The organism is Pseudomonas brassicacearum subsp. brassicacearum (genome assembly GCF_008801605.1).
Taxonomy (GTDB): Bacteria; Pseudomonadota; Gammaproteobacteria; order Pseudomonadales; family Pseudomonadaceae; genus Aquipseudomonas; species Aquipseudomonas brassicacearum.
Genome location: NZ_VZPJ01000007.1, coordinates 1 through 18,367, shown reverse-complemented (window position 1 = coordinate 18,367; position 18,367 = coordinate 1). Strand labels below are relative to the sequence as shown.

The following is an 18,367-nucleotide window of genomic DNA, read 5'->3' as shown; positions in this document are numbered from 1 at the left end:
CAAATCCTACTTTACAGGATTTTATAGCAAGACTAGATTAACCCTCATTGCACCCTTCCTCTCTCCAGGAGCCTCCATGAAACTCGCAAGTTTTATTGTCCAAGGCCGTAGCAGCTACGGTGTGGTCGAAGGTGATCAAATCATCGACCTGGAATCGCTCAAGCCAACCCTTGGCAGCGATCTCAAACAGGCCATCGGTCATAACCGCCTGAACGAACTGAGCACTGCGCGCCTGGCAAGCCTGCCGCGTATCCCCTTGGCTGACGTGACCTTCCTGCCGGTGATCCCGAACCCGGGCAAAGTGCTGTGCATCGGCATCAACTACGCCACTCACGTGCGCGAAACCGGTCGGGAAATGCCGACCTATCCGATGATCTTTACCCGCTTCGCCGACAGCCAGACCGCCCACCTGCAACCCATCGTTCGCCCGACCGCGTCCCACAAGCTTGATTTCGAGGGCGAGCTGGCGGTGGTGATCGGTAAAGCGGCCCGCCACGTCAAACCTGCCGACGCGCTGGACTACGTCGCCGGTTATGCCTGCTACAACGACGGCAGTGTCCGCGACTGGCAGAAGCACACCATTCAGTTCGTCCCAGGCAAGAACTTCCCGAACACCGGTGGTTTCGGCCCCTGGCTGGTGACCGGCGACGAGATCGGCGACCCGCAGGACCTGGAATTGACCACCCGGCTGAACGGCGAAGTGATGCAGCACACCCGCACCAGCGACATGATTTTCGATGTGCGCCAGCTGATCGAGTACTGCTCCACCTTCACCGAACTGGCCCCCGGTGACGTGATTGTCACCGGCACCACTGGCGGCGTCGGAGCGTTCCGCGAGCCGCCGGTGTGGATGAAACCGGGCGACGAAGTCGAGATCGAGATCGCTCGAATCGGCACCCTGCGCAACAGCATCGTGGACGAGCAATAAGCATGGAAAACCTACACACCCCTGACGCCCTGCCCGAGCAGGATGGCGACAGCAAAGGCTCGAGCCTGGAGCGCATGCTGCGGGTACTCGACCTGTTCACCGAACAGAGCCCGATCTGGGCGGTGGACGACATGGGCGGCGCCTTGGGTTTTACCCGTTCGACGATCTACCGCTACGTGCGCGAATTGGCCGAGGCCAACCTGTTGTTCCAGGTCGAAGCCGGGCGTTATGCCCTGGGCGCGCGGATCATTACCTGGGATCGCCAGCTGCGCCTGAGCGACCCCCTCGTACGCGCCGCACAATCGCTTGAGCCCAGCTTCCCGCAGTGGAGCGAACATCAGGTGTGGCTGATCTGCCGGCTGTTCAAGGACCAGGTCGTGTGCATTCACCAGCACGGAGACCTGTTCAGTGAGGTCAGCTACTCCCGTGGCTCGCCCAGGCCTTTGTTCCTGGGGGCGACGTCCAAGGCGATCCTCGCCAACATGACCTCGCGCCAACACAGCCAACTGTTTCTCGACCACCCCGATGAAGTGCGCGCCAGTCAACTTGGCCAGACCTGGGAGGCATTTCGTCGCTCGCTGCAGCAACTGCGTCGCCAAGGCTATGTGGCCAGCGCAGGTGAAGTCGACGCGGGCGTCTATGGCCTGGCCGCGCCGATCTTCGATGGCGATGGCAAGGTCGTCGGCAGCATCAGTTGCGTGCGCCCGGTGCGAGAACGCGACAGTGCCCAGGAGGAGACACAAGGGCAGCAGATCCTTGCCCTGGCGCAGGAACTGTCGCAACGCATGGGTGCGCTCGCCAACCGCGCCAAGCCACTGGGCTGAGCCATCCGGAAGGGAATAACAATGACAACCCTCAAACGCATCAATACCCAGGTCCTGGTCATCGGTGCCGGTCCTACCGGGCTGACCCTGGCCAACCTGCTCGGCCAAGCCGATGTGGACACGCTGATCATCGATCGCAAGCCGGGCACCGTGACCGAGCCGCGCGCGGTTTCAATCGATGACGAATCCTTGCGCACCATGCAGGCCATCGGGCTCGATGCCGCCGTGCTGCGTGATGTCGTGCCCGGCTACGGCGTGCATTACTTCACCCGGCCCGGCGGTCGCTGCTTCGGCAAGGTCGAGCCGACCGGCAAGCTGTATGGCTTCCCCAAGCGCAACGCCTTTCGCCAACCGCTGTTTGAAAACACCCTCAGGACAGGTCTCGAACGCTTTGCCAGCCTGACGGCTCGGTTCAGCCACGAGCTGGTGGAATTCACCCAGGACCCACACGGCGTGTGCGCGCTGGTGCGTGACGCTGATGGGCAACTGATGGAAGTCCACGCGGCTTACCTGGTGGCCTGCGACGGCGGCCGTAGCCCGGTGCGCAAGCAACTCGGGATCGAGATGGTCGGCTCGAGCTTCTCCTCGCGCTGGCTGGTGGTCGATACCGACCAGGACGACGACCCCTTCTGGCAGACCCGCGTGTATTGCGACGCCAGACGCCCGGTGGTGGAAGTACCCGGCCCTCACCGTACGCGCCGATTCGAGTTCCTGCTCAAGCCCGATGAAACGGACGAACAGGTGCTCGACGAAACCTGCCTGCAAGCATTGCTGCGCCCGTTCAAGGGAGACGCGCCGGTTTCCATCGTGCGCAAGACGGTCTACACCTTCCACGCCCGGGTCGCCGAGCGGTGGCAGGTGCAGCGGGTGTTTCTCGCCGGCGACGCCGCGCACCTGACCCCGCCCTATGCCGGGCAAGGCATGAACAGCGGCGTGCGCGATGCCCACAACCTGGGCTGGAAGCTGGTCGGCGTGCTGAAGGGAAAAATGGCGGAAAGCGCACTGCTGTCCTACGAAAGCGAGCGTCGTGATCATGCATGGGCCTTGATCAAGTTGGCCTTGAACCTCGGCGTGGTCATGGCACCGGCCACCGTCCTGCGCGCTCGCCTGATCAGTGGTGCATTCGCCTTGATCGGCCTGTTGCCGCCGTTGCGCGATTATTTCCTGCAAATGCGCTTCAAGCCCAAACCCCGCTTCACCCGGGGCCTGGTGCTGACCGAGGGGCAAGCAGGCACGTTGTCCTGCGGACAGATGTTCCCGCAACCGATACTCACCGACGCCCACGGCCAGGAACGCCTGCTCGATGACGCCATCGGCGCCGGCTTCGCCTTGATTCAATACGGCGACCCGACCCGCCAGCGTATCGATGAACTCAAGCATGGCCTCTGGAGCCACCTTGAAGCCAGACGCATCCTGATCCTGCCCGCGTCTGTCCAGGCGATGCCGTCGATCCCCGGCTGCACGGTGCTCCAGGACCGTGAAGACCAGCTCAAAACCCTGCTGGGCGATTCGCACCCGTTCCTGCTGCTGCGTCCGGATCGCTATATCGCCGCGATTTTCGACAAGGCTACCGAAACCCGGGCCGCCGAATCGTTGCAGTCGCTGTTCGGCATCGCCGTGGCCCACAGCAGCGCAATCGAGCCGAGCATCGCGCCCGTCTTTCATTAAACCTTCAAGCACAGAGGTGGTTATGCAAACACTCCAGACTTCCACACCTGCACGCCTGTGCTACCTGCACCTGGCGAGCAAGGACGCGCAACGGCAAATCGATTTCTATCGACGGATGCTGGACATGGACAGCCAGGCGCAAGCCGATGGCAGCTGGATGCTCAGCGGCCCGCAACGCGCCATGCTCGTGTCTCCCGCCGACCACAGCGGCCTGCTCGCGGCGGCGTTCGACCTGGGCAGTCAGCCTCGACTGCAATCACTGCGGGTTCGCCTGCTCGGCAACGGCTGCGTCATCGAAGAGGTCGACTCGCCGCTGCTCGAAACGGGGGCTTTCCTGATCCGTGATCCCCAGGGCCGGCAAACGATATTTGGCGTCGCTCACCCCGCTCTCCAGGCCTCCGGCCAAGGCATGCCCGGCCGCTTGCAACATGTGGTGTTCCAGACCACAGAGCTGGAAGCCATGATCGATTTCTACGTCAACACGGTGGGCTTCACTGTTTCGGACAATGTCGTGGATGAGCAGACCGGCCAACTGATGACGTGCTTCCTGCGCTCGGACGACGAGCACCACACCTTGGCATTTTTCCGCGGTTCGAAAAACGAGTGGGACCACCACTGTTACGAAACCAACGAATGGAATGACATCCGCGACTGGGGCGATCGTTTCGCCAAGGAGCGCATCACCATTTTCTTCGGGCCCGGCCGACATGGGCCGGGCAACAACCTGTTCTTCATGGTGGTCGATGCCGATCGCAACCGCCTGGAGTTCTCGGCTGAGCTCGAAGTCACCGATGCCAGCCGCCAGCCCGGTGTCTGGGCACAGGAGGAATACACACTCAATTCCTGGGGCCGCGCCTGGATCAGGAGCTGAGCAATTTTCCCCATCGGCGTTTGCACCCTTGATTTCTAAACGAGGCGACCACCTGCCTCCAAAGGTAAAAGACCATGACGACTCAACCGCTCGTGCCCTACGCCATCAACGGCGACCAATACATCAACGGCACCTGGCGTGCAGGGCGCTCCGCACGCCGCCTGGACGACCGCAACCCTTTCAACGACGAACAGCTGCTGGAGATGCCCCTGGCCTCGATTGCCGATCTCGACGACGCCTATCAGGCAGCGCAGCAGGCGCAGGCAGCGTGGGCACAGCTGCACCCCACCCAGCGCGGCGCACAACTTGAAAAGCTCGCCCAGGTCATCCAGAACCGCCGCGAAGAAATCATCGACTGGCTGATCCACGAGTCCGGCAGCACCCGGATCAAGGCGAGCATGGAATGGCAATTCACGCTGAACCTGGTGCGCGAATGCACGACGATGCCGATGCAGGTAGAAGGTCGGATCCTGACCAGCTACAAGCCCGGCGAACAGAGTTTTGTCTTCCGTGAGCCCTTGGGTGTGGTGGGCGTGATCAGCCCATGGAATTTCCCGCTGTACCTGAGCATGCGCTCGGTGGTGCCGGCACTCGCCCTGGGCAACACGATTGTGCTCAAGCCCGCCAGCGACACAGCGGTGACCGGCGGCCTGCTGATCGCCCACCTGTTCGAAGAAGCCGGCTTCCCCGAGGGTTCGCTCAACGTCGTGGTCGGCGCAGGCTCGGAAATCGGCGATGCCTTCGTCGAGCACCCGGTGCCGAGCCTGATTTCCTTCACCGGTTCGACGGATGTGGGGCGCAATGTCGGCCGTATTGCCACCGGAGGCAAACACATCAAGCGCGTGGCCCTGGAACTGGGCGGCAACGCGCCGCTGGTGGTGCTGGATGACGCCGATATCGAAATTGCGGCACACGCCGCGGTGGTCGGGCGTTTCCTGCACCAGGGCCAGATCTGCATGAGCGTCAACCGGGTGATCGTCGACCGCTCGCTGTATGCCGATTTCGCAGCGCTGGTGGTGGAGCGCGTGCGCAACCTCAAGATTGGTGATCCGACCAAGGCCGACACGGTGATCGGGCCAGTGGTCAATCAGAGCCAGCTCGATGGCCTGCTGCGTAAGCTCGACGGCGCCCGGAGTGCTGGCCTCAAGCAGCTTTGCGGCGGCCCGGCATTCGGGCTGGTGCTACCTGCCCATGTGTTCGGTGAAGTGGGAGCCGATCAGGAACTAGCCCGCGATGAGACGTTCGGCCCCCTGCTGCCGCTGCTGGTCGCAGAAAACGAAACCCATGCATTGGCGTTGGCGAACGCCAGCGAGTATGGCCTGTCCAGCGCCGTGTTCACCCGGGACATGGCCCGTGGCTTGAACTTCGCCCGTGGCATTGTGGCGGGCATGACCCATATCAACGACATCACCGTCGATGACCAGCCCAATGCCCCGTTCGGTGGTGAAAAGAATTCCGGCCTCGGTCGCTTCAACGGTCACTATGCCCTGGATGAGTTTACCCGTGCCCATTGGGTGACCTGGCAGCCCGGAGGCCATCACTACCCGTTCTGAGTCTTTGGCACCCTTGATCAGGCCCGGATCGGGCAAATCGACCCCTTTGCCCGATCCGTCAGAAAACAATAATAAATAGAGGCGAAAAATGAATCATTTAGCCTGCGTGTCCACCGATCAGGTTGTTCGCTCCGACCGCCTGATGAAATGGAAAGAGTTCATGAGCGATCACCTGGGGCGTACGCCGGACTATATAAAACGGCTGGAATCGACGTTCATCGACCCGTTGCATGAGAGCAACTTCCAGGGTCGGCTGGAGTACGGGGACCTGGGCCAGTTGCGTTTCTGTCGAATGACCGCCAGCGCCCATCGATATTCGCGCCACCTGAGCAAGGCGGTCGACGCCCTCGATACGCCGCGCATGTTGATCATGCAGGTGGCTGGTGTCAGTCATTTCGAGCAGGGCCAGCAAAGCAGCGTACTGGCCCCTGACGAAATGCTCCTGGTCGACTGCGGCAAACCTTTCAATGTGACCAGCACGCAAGGTTGCGAACACTTCATCCTGCTGTTCCAGGGTGCATCCGGGCAACTGGCGCAAACCGGCGACATGCACCTTAACGGTCGCAATGGACTGGGGCGGATGCTCATGCACCTGATCAGCGATGCCTACAATCAATATCCCTTGCTGAACAACCATTCGGCCGGGCTGATCGGTGACAGCATCACCGGGCTGCTGGATAACGCGCTGAAGAACAAACAGGAAGAAAAGCAACTCGAACACGACTTCCGCTTCTTCAAGCAGAACCGCCTCAAGGCGTACATCGAGCGCCACCTGGCCGACCGCGACCTGACCATCGAACGCATCGCCAACGCCGAACAGTGCTCGGTCCGCAGCCTGCACCGCGCCTTCCAGGATGAACTGGGGTGCAGTGTCAGCGAATACATCTGGCAGCGGCGCCTGTCACGTTGCGCCGAAGACCTGCGCAACCGGGAACATGCCCACCGCTCGCTCACCGAGATCGCCTACGCCTGGGGCTATGGCAGCAGTTCCCACTTCAGCCGGCATTTCAAATCGACGTTCGGCATGTCACCCAGACTGTTCCGCGACACCGCGAGTGACAGCCGGGAAAAATCGACAGCGGCTTGAGCCTGTTTCCAATTCCTATGGTTCACCATTGCCCTGTGGGAGCTGGATTCGGTGCTCACCACAAATCTTCTGTGGGAGCTGAGCTTGCTCCCACGGGGTGCTCCGGGGAGGCATGGGTCCGATGCTCACCACAGATCCCCTGTGGGAGCAAAGCTTGCTCGCGATGGCGGTGGGTCAGTCTGCCGTGATGTTGGATGTGCTGACGCTATCGCGAGCAAGCTTTGCTCCCACAGGGGCGGGTTCCTTAATTCCAGCCGCCGCCCATCACCTTGTACAACGTCACGCGGTTGCTCTGCTCGGTCAGGCGCAGGGTGATCAGGTCCTGTTGCGCGCTGTACAGGGAACGCTGGGCGTCGAGGGCTTCGAGATAGCTTTGCGAACCGCCACGGTATAACGCGTCGGAGAGTTCGAAGCTCTTGCGACTGGCGTCGGTCAACGCCTGTTGGGCCTCGATACGGCGATCCAGCGTGCTGCGCTCCGCCAGGGCATCGGCCACTTCCTTGAAGGCGCTCTGCAGTGTTTGCTGATAGGTCTGCACCTGAATCTCGCGCTCGGTCTTGGCCGAGTCCAGCGTCGCGCGGTTACTGCCGGCATCGAAGATCGGCAGGCTGATGCTCGGGGCAAATGTCCAGGCGCCACTGCCGGACTTGAACAGGCCGGACAGGGCCGAGCTTGAGGAGCCGGCATTGGCCGTCAGGCTGATGCTGGGAAAGAACGCCGCACGGGCGGCGCCGATGTCGATATTGGCCGACTTGAGCGTATGCTCGGCGGCCAGCACATCGGGGCGTCGTTGCAACAGGCTGGAAGGCAGCTCTGCCGGCACCTGCACCAGCGCCGCGGCCGATTCCAGGTACGCGCCCGGCAACAACTCTTCGGGAATGTCGCTGCCCACCAGCAAGCGCAGTGCGTTGCGATCCTGCAGGATCTGGCTTTCATACGCCGCCGCGTCGACCCGCGCCGACTCCACGGTGGTTTGCGCCTGGGCCACGGACAGACCGGAGGAGCCGCCCAAGGCGTGGCTGCGTTGGGTCAGTTCGTAGGTCGCCTGCTGGCTGCGCAAGGTTTCCTGGGCCAGGTGCAGGCGCTCGTTGTCGGCCGCCAGGGTCAGCCAGGCCGTGGCCACTTCGGCCACCAGGCTGATCTGCGTGCTGCGTCGGGTTTCGGTCAGGGCCAGATAGTCTTCCAGGGCTTCGTCCTGGAGGTTCTGCACCCGTCCAAACAGGTCCACTTCATAACTGCTCAAACCCAGTTGCGCACTGTAGTCATGGGTGGTGGCCGCCGAGCCCGTGTTGGACAACAAGCCGGGCGTGCGACTGTGAGTGCCACTGACACTGGCATCGATCGAAGGCAAGGACTCGGCGCGCTGGATACGGTATTGCGCCTGGGCCTTTTCAACGTTCAGGACCGCCAGGCGCAGGTCGCGGTTGTTGCTCAGCGCCAGGGACTGCAAGCGCGCCAGGCGGCTGTCGGTGAAGAAGCTTTGCCACTCGATGTCGGCGCTCACCTGGCCCTTGGGCGTGCTAGCGGCCGGCAGCCATTGCTCGGCGACTGGCGCCTCAGGGCGTTCATACTGCGGCGCCAGATTCATGCAGCCACCGAGCAGCGTGAGGATGGCCAGCAATGGCCAGCGGAACTTGATCATGCGTCACCTGACTGGGCGGATGGAACAGAGGTCGAAGCCGTGGAAACGCGACCGAAACGCCGGCGAATCTGCACGAAAAACAAAGGAACGAAGAAGATCCCCAACACCGTGGCGGACAACATGCCGCCCAGCACACCGGTACCAATGGCCTGACGTCCGGCGGAACCGGCACCGCTACTCAGGGCCAAGGGCAATACGCCGAACATGAAGGCCAGGGACGTCATGAGAATCGGCCGCAGGCGTTGGCGCACAGCGATCAATGTCGCCTCGCGCAAGCTGTTGCCCTGCTCTTGCAGGTGCTTGGCGAACTCGACGATCAGAATGGCGTTCTTGGCGGCCAATCCCACGGTGGTCAAAAGCCCGACCTGAAAGTACACGTCGTTGCTCAAGCCACTGACACGCGTGGCCAGCACCGCGCCCACCACCCCAAGCGGCACCACCAGCATCACCGAAAAAGGCACCGACCAACTCTCATAGAGCGCAGCGAGGCAGAGGAATACGAACAGCACCGAAATCCCGTACAGCAACGGTGCCTGCGAACCGGAAAGGCGCAACTGATAGGACTGCCCGGTCCACTCGTAGCCGATGCCCTCCGGCAATTGCTTGACCAGCGCTTCCACCGTATCCATGGCGTCCCCGGAACTGACGCCGGGCGCCGGATCGCCAACCACCTCCAGCGAGGCGTTGCCGTTGTAGCGCTCCAGCAACGGCGAGCCGTAGCTCCAGGAACTGCTGGCGAACGAGGAAAACGGCACCATTTCATCGTTGCTGTTGCGTACGAACCAGTGCTCCAGGTCAGCCGCCTGCATCCGCGCCGCAGCTTCACCCTGGACGTAGACCTTCTTCACCCGCCCCTGGTTGAGGAAGTCATTGACGTAAGTGCCGCCCAACGCCGTGGACAACGTGGTGTTGATGTCGCTGGTGCTCAGGCCCAAGGCCCCGGCCTTGCGATCATCGATGCTGACCTTGAGCTGCGGTGCGTCGTCCAGGCCATTGCTGCGTACCCCGAGCAAGCGAGGGTCCTGGTTGGCCAGCTCGATGAGTTTTTCCCGCGCCGCCACCAGCGCATCATGCCCCAGGCCGGCAAGGTCCTTGAGTTGCAGGTCGAAGCCGGACGTCTGTCCCAGGCCGCGCACGGCCGGCGGTTGCATGACGAACACATTGGCATCGCCGATGCTCGACAGCGCCATGGTCGCGCGCTGGGCGAAGGACGCCGCACCCTGCCCTGCGCCCGTGCGCTCGCTCCAGTCCTTGAGCCGGATAAAAGCACGGGCGCTGTTCTGGCTGTTGCCGTTCATGCCCAGGCCGGAAATGCTGATCAGCGCTTCGACTTCCGGCTGTTCGAGGAGGTAGCTTTCGAACTGCTTGACCACCGCTTGGGTGCGGCTGTCCGTGGCCCCGACTGGCAACTGCACCTGGGCCATGAGAATGCCCTGGTCTTCGTCAGGCAGGAACGAAGTCGGCAGGCTGAAATAACCGGCGGCCATCACCAGCAGCACCAGCCCATACACCAGCCAGCCGACGCGCCCGCGCTGCAAAATGCCCCCCACCTGGCGTTTATAGGCCTCGGCAGCCCGCTCGAACGTGCGGTTGAACCAACCGAAGAATCCGCGTTGAGCGCCATGGCCCTGACCATCGGACGGCTTGAGCAGGGTCGCGCACAATGCCGGCGTCAGCGTCATGGCGACGAGTACCGAGAGCACCATGGCCGAGACGATGGTGACCGAAAACTGCCGGTAGATAACGCCTGTGGAGCCGCCAAAAAACGCCATGGGAATGAACACCGCACTGAGCACCAGGGCGATGCCGACCAGGGCGCTGGTGATTTCATCCATCGACTGGCGCGTGGCGTCCAGGGCCGACAGCCCCTGCTCGCCCATTACCCGCTCGACGTTCTCCACCACCACAATCGCGTCGTCCACCAACAGGCCGATGGCCAGGACCATGGCGAACATGGTCAGGGTGTTGATCGAATAACCGAACAGCGCCAGCACGCCGAATGTACCCAGCAGCACCACCGGCACCGTGATCGCGGGGATCAACGTGGCCCGCAAGTTCTGCAGGAAAAGGAACATGATCAGCACCACCAGGACAATCGCCTCGCCCAGTGACTTGACCACTTCTTCGATGGACAGGCTGACAAAGGGCGTGGTGTCGTAGGCAATCACGTTCTTGAGTTGCATCTCCGTCGGATAGAACGGTTCCAGCTCCTTGAGCTTGGCCTTCACCGCCTCGCCGACGTTCAGGGCATTGGCCCCGGCGGCGAGCTGGACGCCCATGGCGGCAGCGGGTTTGCCGTTGAGGGCAGAACTGACGTCGTAGCTTTCACTACCCAATTCAACCCGCGCCACATCCCCAAGCAGCACCACCGCACCGTCGCTGGTAGACTTGACCACCACATTGCGAAACTCCTCGACGGTTTGCAGCTTGCTGCGGGCGCTGATGGTGGCGTTCAACTGCTGCCCCTTCACCGCCGGCATGGCGCCGAGTTGACCGGCAGAAACCTCGGTGTTCTGCGCCTCCAGGGCCGTGCTGACATCCGAAGGCATCAGCGCGTATTTTTCCAGCAGGGCCGGGTCCAGCCAGATGCGCATGGCATAGCCGGAGCCCAATGTCTGCACATCGCCGACACCGTCGATGCGGCTGATGGAATCGAGCAAGGTGCTGGAAATGTAATCCCCGATCTGCGTGCCGGTGACGCTCGGATTGTCGGAGGCCAAGGCGGCAATCATCAGGAAGTCCGAACCGCCCTTGGTCACGGTCAGCCCCTCGCTTTGCACCGACTGCGGCAGCCTCGACTCGGCCTGTTGCAGCTTGTTCTGCACTTGCATCTGGGCCACGTCCGGGTTGGTGCCGGCGGTGAAGGTCAGGCTGATGCTGGCGCTGCCATCCGAGCTGCTGGAGGCCGACATGTAGGTCAGGTTGTCCAGGCCCTTCATTTGCTGTTCGATGACCTGGGTCACCGAGTCTTCCACGGTCTTGGCCGAGGCGCCGGTGTAGGTCGCGGAAATGCGCACCGTCGGCGGCGCGATGTCCGGGTACTGTTCCAAGGGCAACTGGCTGATGGACAAGGCGCCAGCGAGCATGATGACGATGGCGATGACCCAGGCGAAAATCGGCCGGTCGATAAAGAAACGCGCCATGTTCAGCCCTCCTGCGCAATGGCAACAGGTGTCGCTTTCTGCGTACGGCTGCGGGTGCCGGCGTTCTGTGCCACGACGCTTTCACCGACCCGGACCTTTTGCCCGCCCTCGACAATCACCTGGTCTCCCGCGTTCAGCCCCGCCGTGACCCACCATTGGTTATCCACGGCGCGGTCGATGGTCAACATGCGCTGCTCGACCTTGCCATTGACCACCACCAGCACCGAAGTCGCACCGCTGGCACTGCGGGTCACCGCCTTCTGTGGAATCAGGATGGCCTTGTCATCCCGCGCCTGCTCCAGCACCGCTCTCACGTACATGCCCGGCAGCAACAGTCGGTCCGGGTTGGCGATTTGCGCCCGCAGGGTCACCGTGCCCGTGCCCTCATTGACGCTGACCCCACTGAACTTCAAGCGACCTTCATGGGCATAGGTGCTGCCGTCATCGAGCTTGAGGCTGATCCGCGCTTCACCTTCGCCATTGCTCTGCAGCACACCGCTGGCCAGGTCGCGCTTGAGCCGCAACAGTTCGGTGGTCGACTGAGTGACGTCTACATACATCGGGTCCAACTGCTGCACGGTGGTCAGTGCGCTGTCCTGGTTGGCCACCACCAGCGCGCCGGGCGTGACCGTCGAGGTTTCGATGCGCCCACTGACGGGGGAACTGATTCGGGTATACGCCAGGTTGATGCGTGCGGTGTCAACATCGGCCTGGGCCACTTGCACTTCCGCTTCGGCGGTCAGCAGGCTGGCCTGGGCATCCTCGTTGTCCTGCTGGCTGATGGCATCGATCTTTACCAACTGGGCGTCACGCTTGGCCGTGGCCTGGGCCGACTTCAAGGTGGCGCGTGCCTTGGCGAGGTTCGCCTGGGCCTCAGCCAATGCGGCCTTGTAAGAGGAAGCATCCAGTTGATACAGCGCCTGTCCGGCCTTGACCTCGGCCCCTTCGACAAACAACCGCTGCTGGACGATACCGCCAACCTGCGGGCGTATCTCGGCGATCATGAACGCCTGGGTGCGTCCGGCCAGCTCAGTGGTCAGCGCCTGGCTTTGCGGCTGCACGGTGATCACCGAGACCTTGGGCGGTTCGGGCGTGGGTGCCGATTCGCCGGAGCAACCGCCCAACATGAACAAAACGATCAAGCACACCAGGATGGCGGCGGTCACCAGGGATTTGGCGAATAATTTGGTCGACATAAATGCCTCTGCAGGACGGATGGTTCAAGCCAGGCGCCATACTGCGAGGCAAATGTGCAGGAAAATTGAAGATTGCCCGCCACCCTTGAATCTTCATCGCACCAGGGCCTAAATGGTCGGGCCATTCATCGAACTGCCCGAGCCCATGAAACTGAGCATCTCCACCAAGCTGTTTATTGCCGTCATGGCCAGCGTGCTGTTTGTCATCCTGAGCATGGGGGTGGCCAACGGCTGGAGCTTTGGCAACGGTTTTCTCGACTACCTCAACGAACAGGCACTGTTGCGCATGAAGCCGGTGCTACCCCGCCTGGCCAGTGCCTACGAACGCGAAGGCAACTGGGAGTTCCTGCGCAACCAGCCGGATCGCTGGTTCGAACTCCTGCGTCCGGAGCCGGGGGAAAACACCACCTACCCGGAACGGCCGCCCATGTCGATGTCCGACCTGACCGGGGCTGTGTTTCGCATCGCCCTGCTCGACCAACAAAAGCAATTGGTCATGGGCTACTCGGCGATTGCCGACGACGCGCTGATGCGCCCGATCGAGGTTGCCGGCAAAACCGTCGGCTGGCTGGCAGTGACGCCGTTCCAGAACGTGACCGAAGCTGGCGGTGAACGCTTTCGTCAGTATTTGGTGCGCACCAGCCTGGCCGTGGGCGTGCTCTCGTTGCTGTTGGCGATGCTGATTGCCTGGTGGATCGCCCGTACCCTGCTTGACCCGGTCAAGCGGGTGGCCGCCGCCACGCACCGCTTGGCCGCTGGGGAATACAGCAACCGCGTGTCGGTGGCCTCCAATGACGAAGTCGGTCAGTTGGCCCGAGACTTCAACCAACTGGCGTATACCCTGGAACGCAACGAAAAAATGCGCCGGGAATTCATGGCCGATGTGTCCCACGAACTGCGCACCCCGTTGTCGGTATTGCGCGGCGAGCTGGAAGCCATCGAAGACGGCGTGCGCACCCTCGACCCTTCCTCGATGAAATCGCTGCAAGGCGAAGTCAGCATGCTCAGCAAACTGGTGGATGATCTCTACGAACTGTCCCTGGCCGATGTCGGCGCGCTGACCTACCGCAAGAGCGAATGCGACCTCAACGACTTGCTGGACGGTTGCGTGGCGATGTTCCAGGAGCGCTGCAATGCCCGGCATCTGCGTTTGGAGCTGGAACTGCCGACAACACCGCTGCAGGTCGAAGCCGACCCCAAGCGTTTGCAACAACTGTTCAGCAATCTGTTGGAAAACGCGGTGCGCTATACCGATGAAGGCGGTGTGCTGCGCATTCGTGCCGCCAGCGAGGACGACGTCGTGCGCATCGACTTTCTCGACTCCGGCCCCGGGGTCGATGCGGATCAACTGCCGCGATTGTTCGAGCGCTTTTACCGCGGCGAAACCTCACGCAATCGCGCCAGTGGCGGCGCCGGCCTGGGACTGGCCATCTGTCACAGCATCGCCCTGGCCCATGGCGGCAGCCTCAGCGCCGATCACTCGCCGCTGGGCGGCCTTTGGCTGACCCTGCGCCTGCCACGGAATGCCTGAACATGACCCCTGACAGCCCAATCCTTATTGTCGAAGACGAACCCAAACTGGCTGCTTTGATGCGCGACTACCTGATTGCCGCCGGCTACGCGACCCAATGCCTGGACAATGGCCTTCAAGTGGTGCCGGCGGTACGGGCCAGCGAGCCACGGTTGATCCTGCTCGACCTCATGCTGCCGGGGCGCGACGGCCTGCAAGTCTGCCAGGAGCTGCGCAGCTTCAGTGCCGTGCCAATCATCATGATCACTGCCCGCGTGGAGGAAGTGGATCGCCTGCTCGGGTTGGACCTGGGGGCCGACGACTACATCTGCAAGCCCTTCAGCCCGCGTGAAGTGGTGGCCAGGGTCAAGGCGATCCTGCGGCGCAGCCCGCAACTACTCGTCACCGCGCCAGCCCGCCTGCTGATTGATGAAGACCGCTACCAGGCGTCACTCGATGGCGTCGCCCTGGACCTGACGCCCTTGGAACTGCGCCTGCTCAGCACGCTGGCCCAGTCCCCCGGGCGGGTGTTTTCCCGGGATCAGTTGCTCGACCGGATCTATTCCGATCATCGGGTGGTTACCGATCGTACGGTTGACAGCCATATCCGTAATCTGCGGCGCAAGCTTGAGCAGGCCTGCCCGGCGGAGAATCCTATCGAGTCGTTGTATGGGGTGGGTTATCGGTTTCAGCTTGCTGACGTTTGAAGCGTGGCTAAAACGGTGCGTCATGGTGAAAGGGAGGATGGGTACATATCCGTTTTTTCGGTAACGGCGGCTTAGGGTTCCGCCGAATAGATAATGGTTTGCGCACTCCCCCCCGCAGCAGGCCGGCGAGTGAAATAGGTGTCGCCTTCGTCTGTCTGGATCTCGTAGTCGGCCTTGCTGGCGACCCGGCTCGCTGCATCGGTGTGCTTGATGATTTTCAGCACCCGCTGGAACTTCACGCCTTGCGTGCCGTTCTGGGCGGGGCCGGTGAGTACATTGACTTTCTGGAACCAACCTTCCTGCTTTTTGTTCGACACCAAGGTGCCGCTCAGTGCTTCAAAACGCTCAAGACGGGTAAATCCCCAGAGTGTCTGTTCCTCGACCACCTTGCCCGGGGTGGCGGAACCGGTGAAGACGAACAGGTTAAGGCTCGGATTGTCTTCGCAGAAGAAGTCATAAGGCACCAGACCGTCGACCATTCTCTTGCCGGGAACGAAACCCTTCTTATGAACCAGAAACATGAGCACCTCCACGCTGAAACACCAGCAAACGCTGAGTAAGTTTGAGCGCAAAGTCTACTGAGGCGGGGCGTACAGGGCCGTCAAGCCAATGTAATATCGTGTAAAGATCACGCCCTACGAGGCAAGCTGATTTCCACGGTCAGCCCACCGGACGGCTCGTTGTGCGCCAGGATGGAGCCGCCGTGTATTTCCACGGCCCTTGAGGCAATGGCCAGGCCCAGGCCGAAGCCGGCACTGGCTTCGTTCAAGCCACGTTCGAACGGGTTGAAGATGCTCTGTAGCCGCGAATGTTCAACACCCGGGCCCTGATCGCGGATCTGCACCGTCAGGCCGTCTGCGGCGCCATTGACCTCGGCCACGACCATCACCGTGGTGTTTGGCCGGGTATGGCGCACCGCGTTTCGAATGACGTTCTCGAAACACCGATACAACAGCTCACCGCTGACCCGACTGACAAACGCCGGGCATGCCTGCAAGGTGACCTGGCAGCCTTTCATTTGTGCTTCGAATCGGGCGTCCTCGACGATCACCGACAGCAACTCGACGACATCGATTGGCTCGCGCTCGATACTCTCCGGTCGCCCCTGCAGGCGTGCCAGGGTCAACAGCGCTTCGATCAGCGTGTCCATGCGCACCGACTCACGGTCGATGCGTTCCACCATTTCCAGGCGAGCCGGATCTTGCTGCAGCAGCCCGATGGCCGCTTGCATGCGGGTCAGCGGTGAGCGCAGTTCGTGGGAGATGTCGTGCAACAAGTGTTGCTGGGCGTCTACCAACAGCTTCAACTGGTTGGCCATTCGATCGCAGTCTTCGGCCAGATCGACGATTTCATCACGTCGCGCGCCCATGATCGGCTTGACCCGGGTCTCGAAGCGCCCCTGGGCCACGTCACTCATGGCGCGCCGAAGATAGGCCAGCGGCCATGCCAGGTAGAACGCCATGTAGCCGCTGAACAGCGCACTCATGACCGTGCCAATGATCAACGGCGTCCAGTGGCTGGGCCCTCTGTCGCCTTTCTTGCCCAGGGGATGGGTTGACTTGAGCGACAGCACGATGCCGTCCTTGCCGATGATCGATCGCTCGTAGGCCGGTTGCCGCACCGGCGTGCCGGCCAACAGCTGACCGGCGCTGTCATAGACGCCAACGGCCTGGTCATCCGGGTGTTCCCACACCGCCAGCAGTTGCCGGCCCGACTCGATGCCAAACTGTCGCAATAGCTGCTCTTCCGTGGCAAGGATCGTTTCCAGATGAGGATCACCAGGCCTGGAACTGCCCATGACGAAGAGACCCAACCCCACCAGAAACGTCAAGCTGGTGGCGAGCCAGAACGCCAGGAACAGTTTCCAGAACAGTCGGCTAGGCTTCATCATTCGGCGATCAACAGGTAACCGAGGCCCCGCACGCTCTGGATCCAGGCCTTGGCATCGGGGCGCGGTCCCAGCTTGTGGCGAATGCTGCTGATGTGCACATCGATGCGCCGGTCATAGCGAGTCAAGGGGCAGCCCAGGGCATTGAGCGACAGGTTCTGTTTACTCACCACCTGCCCGGCACAGCGGGCCAGTTCCTCGAGCAAACTGAACTCGGTGCTGGTCACCCCCAGTTCGCGCCCCTGCCAGAGCGCCTGGCGCTTGCCGGGCCACAGGACCAGCGGCCCGGTCCTGATTACTTCACTGGTGGACTGATCCACTGGCTGCACCCGGCGCATGATCGCCCGCAAACGCGCCACCAGCTCCCCCGGCGAACTGGGCTTGGGCACATAGTCATCGGCGCCCAGCTCCAGGCCGGTGATCTTGTCGATGTTGTCGCCACGAGCCGTCAGCAACACCACCGGCACCTGGCTCACGGCCCGAATGCGCCTGAGCACCTCGATACCCGACAATCGCGGCAGCATCACGTCCAGCACCACGATGCTGTAGCGACCGGACAGCGCTTGCACTTCGCCCTCCTCCCCCGTGTGCACGGCAGTCGCCTCAAAGCCTTCGCGCTCCAGGTATTGGCTGAGCATTCCCGTCAGTTCCTGGTCATCGTCGACTAGCAATACAGAGATCATGGGGCGCTCTTGAGTAGGTGTCGGCCCATTATCGCCCGTGCGCCGCGCACCGTCATCGCCGCAGGCCAACCTTTACCTAACTTGACATTGGGTTAACCGCACCAAACGCAGCGAACTTTTATGCTTGCTCGCCACCAGCCCGCTCGCTCCCGCGGTGACTCGTCTTGCGGTGAGATATCCGCGTCCACCTACACCACCTGTCGATGTGTCCTGGATAAGATCTTGATGAATTTTTCGCGCCTGCTCTGCTCGGCTGCACTGCTGCTCAATGTCACACTTGCCCACGCCCAAGGCTTCAAGATTTCCGATATTCGTATCAACGGCCTCCAGCGCGTTTCCGCAGGCAGTGTCTTCGGTGCCTTGCCATTGAACGTCGGTGATAACGCGGATGAGCGGCGCCTGGTGGAGTCCACGCGTGCGCTGTTCAAGACCGGTTTTTTCCAGGATATCCAACTGGGACACGACGGTGATGTGCTGGTCATTACCGTTGTCGAGCGTCCCTCTATCGCCAGTATCGAGATCGAAGGCAACAAGGCGATATCCACTGAAGACCTGATGAAAGGCCTCAAGCAATCCGGCCTGGCCGAAGGCGAGATCTTCCAGCGCGCCACCCTCGAAGGTGTACGTAACGAGCTGCAACGCCAGTACGTTGCCCAGGGCCGCTACT

15 protein-coding genes are annotated in these 18,367 nt (G+C 62.0%); 9 read left to right on the top strand and 6 right to left on the bottom strand.

From position 1 onward, the window contains the following. Positions 1-76: 76 nt before the first annotated feature. The 6 genes from F7R20_RS16840 to F7R20_RS16815 all read left to right on the top strand — a co-directional run bounded on the left by F7R20_RS16840 (position 77) and on the right by F7R20_RS16815 (position 6,931). The gene (locus tag F7R20_RS16840; protein WP_003203474.1) at positions 77-928 is read left to right on the top strand and encodes a fumarylacetoacetate hydrolase family protein; all 852 of its coding nucleotides are present in this window, start codon (positions 77-79) and stop codon (positions 926-928) included. A 2-nt stretch (positions 929-930) separates the two neighbouring features. Continuing rightward, a complete protein-coding gene (locus F7R20_RS16835; RefSeq protein ID WP_003203477.1) occupies positions 931-1,752 on the top strand; it encodes an IclR family transcriptional regulator in 822 nt (273 codons plus the stop codon). A 21-nt stretch (positions 1,753-1,773) separates the two neighbouring features. Beyond that, complete coding sequence (locus F7R20_RS16830; RefSeq protein ID WP_003203480.1) at positions 1,774-3,420, top strand: bifunctional 3-(3-hydroxy-phenyl)propionate/3-hydroxycinnamic acid hydroxylase; 1,647 nt, start codon at positions 1,774-1,776, stop codon at positions 3,418-3,420. A gap of 22 nt (positions 3,421-3,442) precedes the next feature. Beyond that, positions 3,443-4,291, top strand: coding sequence for a VOC family protein (locus F7R20_RS16825; RefSeq protein WP_003203482.1), 849 nt, complete (start codon positions 3,443-3,445; stop codon positions 4,289-4,291). A gap of 74 nt (positions 4,292-4,365) precedes the next feature. Further along, entirely contained in the window at positions 4,366-5,844 is a 1,479-nt protein-coding gene (locus F7R20_RS16820; protein ID WP_003203484.1) for an aldehyde dehydrogenase family protein, read from the top strand. A gap of 88 nt (positions 5,845-5,932) precedes the next feature. Continuing rightward, complete coding sequence (locus F7R20_RS16815; RefSeq protein ID WP_003203486.1) at positions 5,933-6,931, top strand: helix-turn-helix domain-containing protein; 999 nt, start codon at positions 5,933-5,935, stop codon at positions 6,929-6,931. A gap of 244 nt (positions 6,932-7,175) precedes the next feature. Here the strand turns inward: F7R20_RS16815 and F7R20_RS16810 are convergent, their stop codons facing one another. From F7R20_RS16810 to F7R20_RS16800, 3 genes are read right to left on the bottom strand one after another with little or no spacing between them, the layout of a single operon-like run. Further along, positions 7,176-8,573, bottom strand: a complete 1,398-nt coding sequence (locus F7R20_RS16810) for an efflux transporter outer membrane subunit (protein WP_003203487.1) — start codon at positions 8,571-8,573, stop codon at positions 7,176-7,178. Next, positions 8,570-11,716: an efflux RND transporter permease subunit gene (locus tag F7R20_RS16805; protein ID WP_003203489.1), complete on the bottom strand. Its 3,147-nt coding sequence runs from the start codon at positions 11,714-11,716 to the stop codon at positions 8,570-8,572. Before F7R20_RS16805 ends, F7R20_RS16810 begins: the two co-directional genes overlap by 4 nt. 2 nt (positions 11,717-11,718) lie before the next feature. Beyond that, positions 11,719-12,912 carry an efflux RND transporter periplasmic adaptor subunit gene (locus F7R20_RS16800; protein ID WP_003203491.1) on the bottom strand — a complete coding sequence of 398 codons (1,194 nt, stop codon included), beginning with the start codon at positions 12,910-12,912 and terminating at the stop codon, positions 11,719-11,721. Positions 12,913-13,024: 112 nt separating this feature from the next. Here F7R20_RS16800 and baeS point away from each other — a divergent pair, with 112 nt between their 5' ends. Together baeS and F7R20_RS16790 are read left to right on the top strand one after the other, a co-directional pair. Then, entirely contained in the window at positions 13,025-14,443 is a 1,419-nt protein-coding gene (gene baeS, locus F7R20_RS16795; protein WP_003203492.1) for a sensor histidine kinase efflux regulator BaeS, read from the top strand. A gap of 2 nt (positions 14,444-14,445) precedes the next feature. Then, positions 14,446-15,129, top strand: coding sequence for a response regulator (locus tag F7R20_RS16790; RefSeq protein WP_003203494.1), 684 nt, complete (start codon positions 14,446-14,448; stop codon positions 15,127-15,129). Between the two features lie 71 nt (positions 15,130-15,200). Here F7R20_RS16790 and F7R20_RS16785 read toward each other — a convergent pair whose 3' ends face one another. The 3 genes from F7R20_RS16785 to F7R20_RS16775 all read right to left on the bottom strand — a co-directional run bounded on the left by F7R20_RS16785 (position 15,201) and on the right by F7R20_RS16775 (position 17,700). Next, a complete protein-coding gene (locus F7R20_RS16785) occupies positions 15,201-15,650 on the bottom strand; it encodes a hypothetical protein (RefSeq protein ID WP_003203497.1) in 450 nt (149 codons plus the stop codon). Between the two features lie 107 nt (positions 15,651-15,757). Beyond that, on the bottom strand, positions 15,758-17,020 hold the full coding sequence (locus F7R20_RS16780; protein ID WP_003203499.1) for a HAMP domain-containing sensor histidine kinase: 1,263 nt from the start codon (positions 17,018-17,020) through the stop codon (positions 15,758-15,760). Then, a complete protein-coding gene (locus F7R20_RS16775) occupies positions 17,017-17,700 on the bottom strand; it encodes a response regulator transcription factor (protein ID WP_003203501.1) in 684 nt (227 codons plus the stop codon). The genes F7R20_RS16780 and F7R20_RS16775 overlap by 4 nt, the downstream gene beginning before the upstream one ends. A 225-nt stretch (positions 17,701-17,925) precedes the next feature. Here F7R20_RS16775 and F7R20_RS16770 point away from each other — a divergent pair. Continuing rightward, the coding region (locus F7R20_RS16770; protein WP_282961114.1) for a POTRA domain-containing protein at positions 17,926-18,367 on the top strand (442 nt) is incomplete at its 3' end.

Excerpts from the sequence above, each read along its gene's own strand:
- F7R20_RS16840 (WP_003203474.1), top strand. The coding sequence starts at position 77 with ATGAAACTCGCAAGTTTTATTGTCCAAGGCCGTAGCAGCTACGGTGTG.
- F7R20_RS16835 (WP_003203477.1), top strand. The coding sequence starts at position 931 with ATGGAAAACCTACACACCCCTGACGCCCTGCCCGAGCAGGATGGCGAC.
- F7R20_RS16830 (WP_003203480.1), top strand. The coding sequence starts at position 1,774 with ATGACAACCCTCAAACGCATCAATACCCAGGTCCTGGTCATCGGTGCC.
- F7R20_RS16825 (WP_003203482.1), top strand. The coding sequence starts at position 3,443 with ATGCAAACACTCCAGACTTCCACACCTGCACGCCTGTGCTACCTGCAC.
- F7R20_RS16820 (WP_003203484.1), top strand. The coding sequence starts at position 4,366 with ATGACGACTCAACCGCTCGTGCCCTACGCCATCAACGGCGACCAATAC.
- F7R20_RS16815 (WP_003203486.1), top strand. The coding sequence starts at position 5,933 with ATGAATCATTTAGCCTGCGTGTCCACCGATCAGGTTGTTCGCTCCGAC.
- F7R20_RS16810 (WP_003203487.1), bottom strand. The coding sequence starts at position 8,573 with ATGATCAAGTTCCGCTGGCCATTGCTGGCCATCCTCACGCTGCTCGGT.
- F7R20_RS16805 (WP_003203489.1), bottom strand. The coding sequence starts at position 11,716 with ATGGCGCGTTTCTTTATCGACCGGCCGATTTTCGCCTGGGTCATCGCC.
- F7R20_RS16800 (WP_003203491.1), bottom strand. The coding sequence starts at position 12,912 with ATGTCGACCAAATTATTCGCCAAATCCCTGGTGACCGCCGCCATCCTG.
- baeS (WP_003203492.1), top strand. The coding sequence starts at position 13,025 with ATGGTCGGGCCATTCATCGAACTGCCCGAGCCCATGAAACTGAGCATC.
- F7R20_RS16790 (WP_003203494.1), top strand. The coding sequence starts at position 14,446 with ATGACCCCTGACAGCCCAATCCTTATTGTCGAAGACGAACCCAAACTG.
- F7R20_RS16785 (WP_003203497.1), bottom strand. The coding sequence starts at position 15,650 with ATGTTTCTGGTTCATAAGAAGGGTTTCGTTCCCGGCAAGAGAATGGTC.
- F7R20_RS16780 (WP_003203499.1), bottom strand. The coding sequence starts at position 17,020 with ATGATGAAGCCTAGCCGACTGTTCTGGAAACTGTTCCTGGCGTTCTGG.
- F7R20_RS16775 (WP_003203501.1), bottom strand. The coding sequence starts at position 17,700 with ATGATCTCTGTATTGCTAGTCGACGATGACCAGGAACTGACGGGAATG.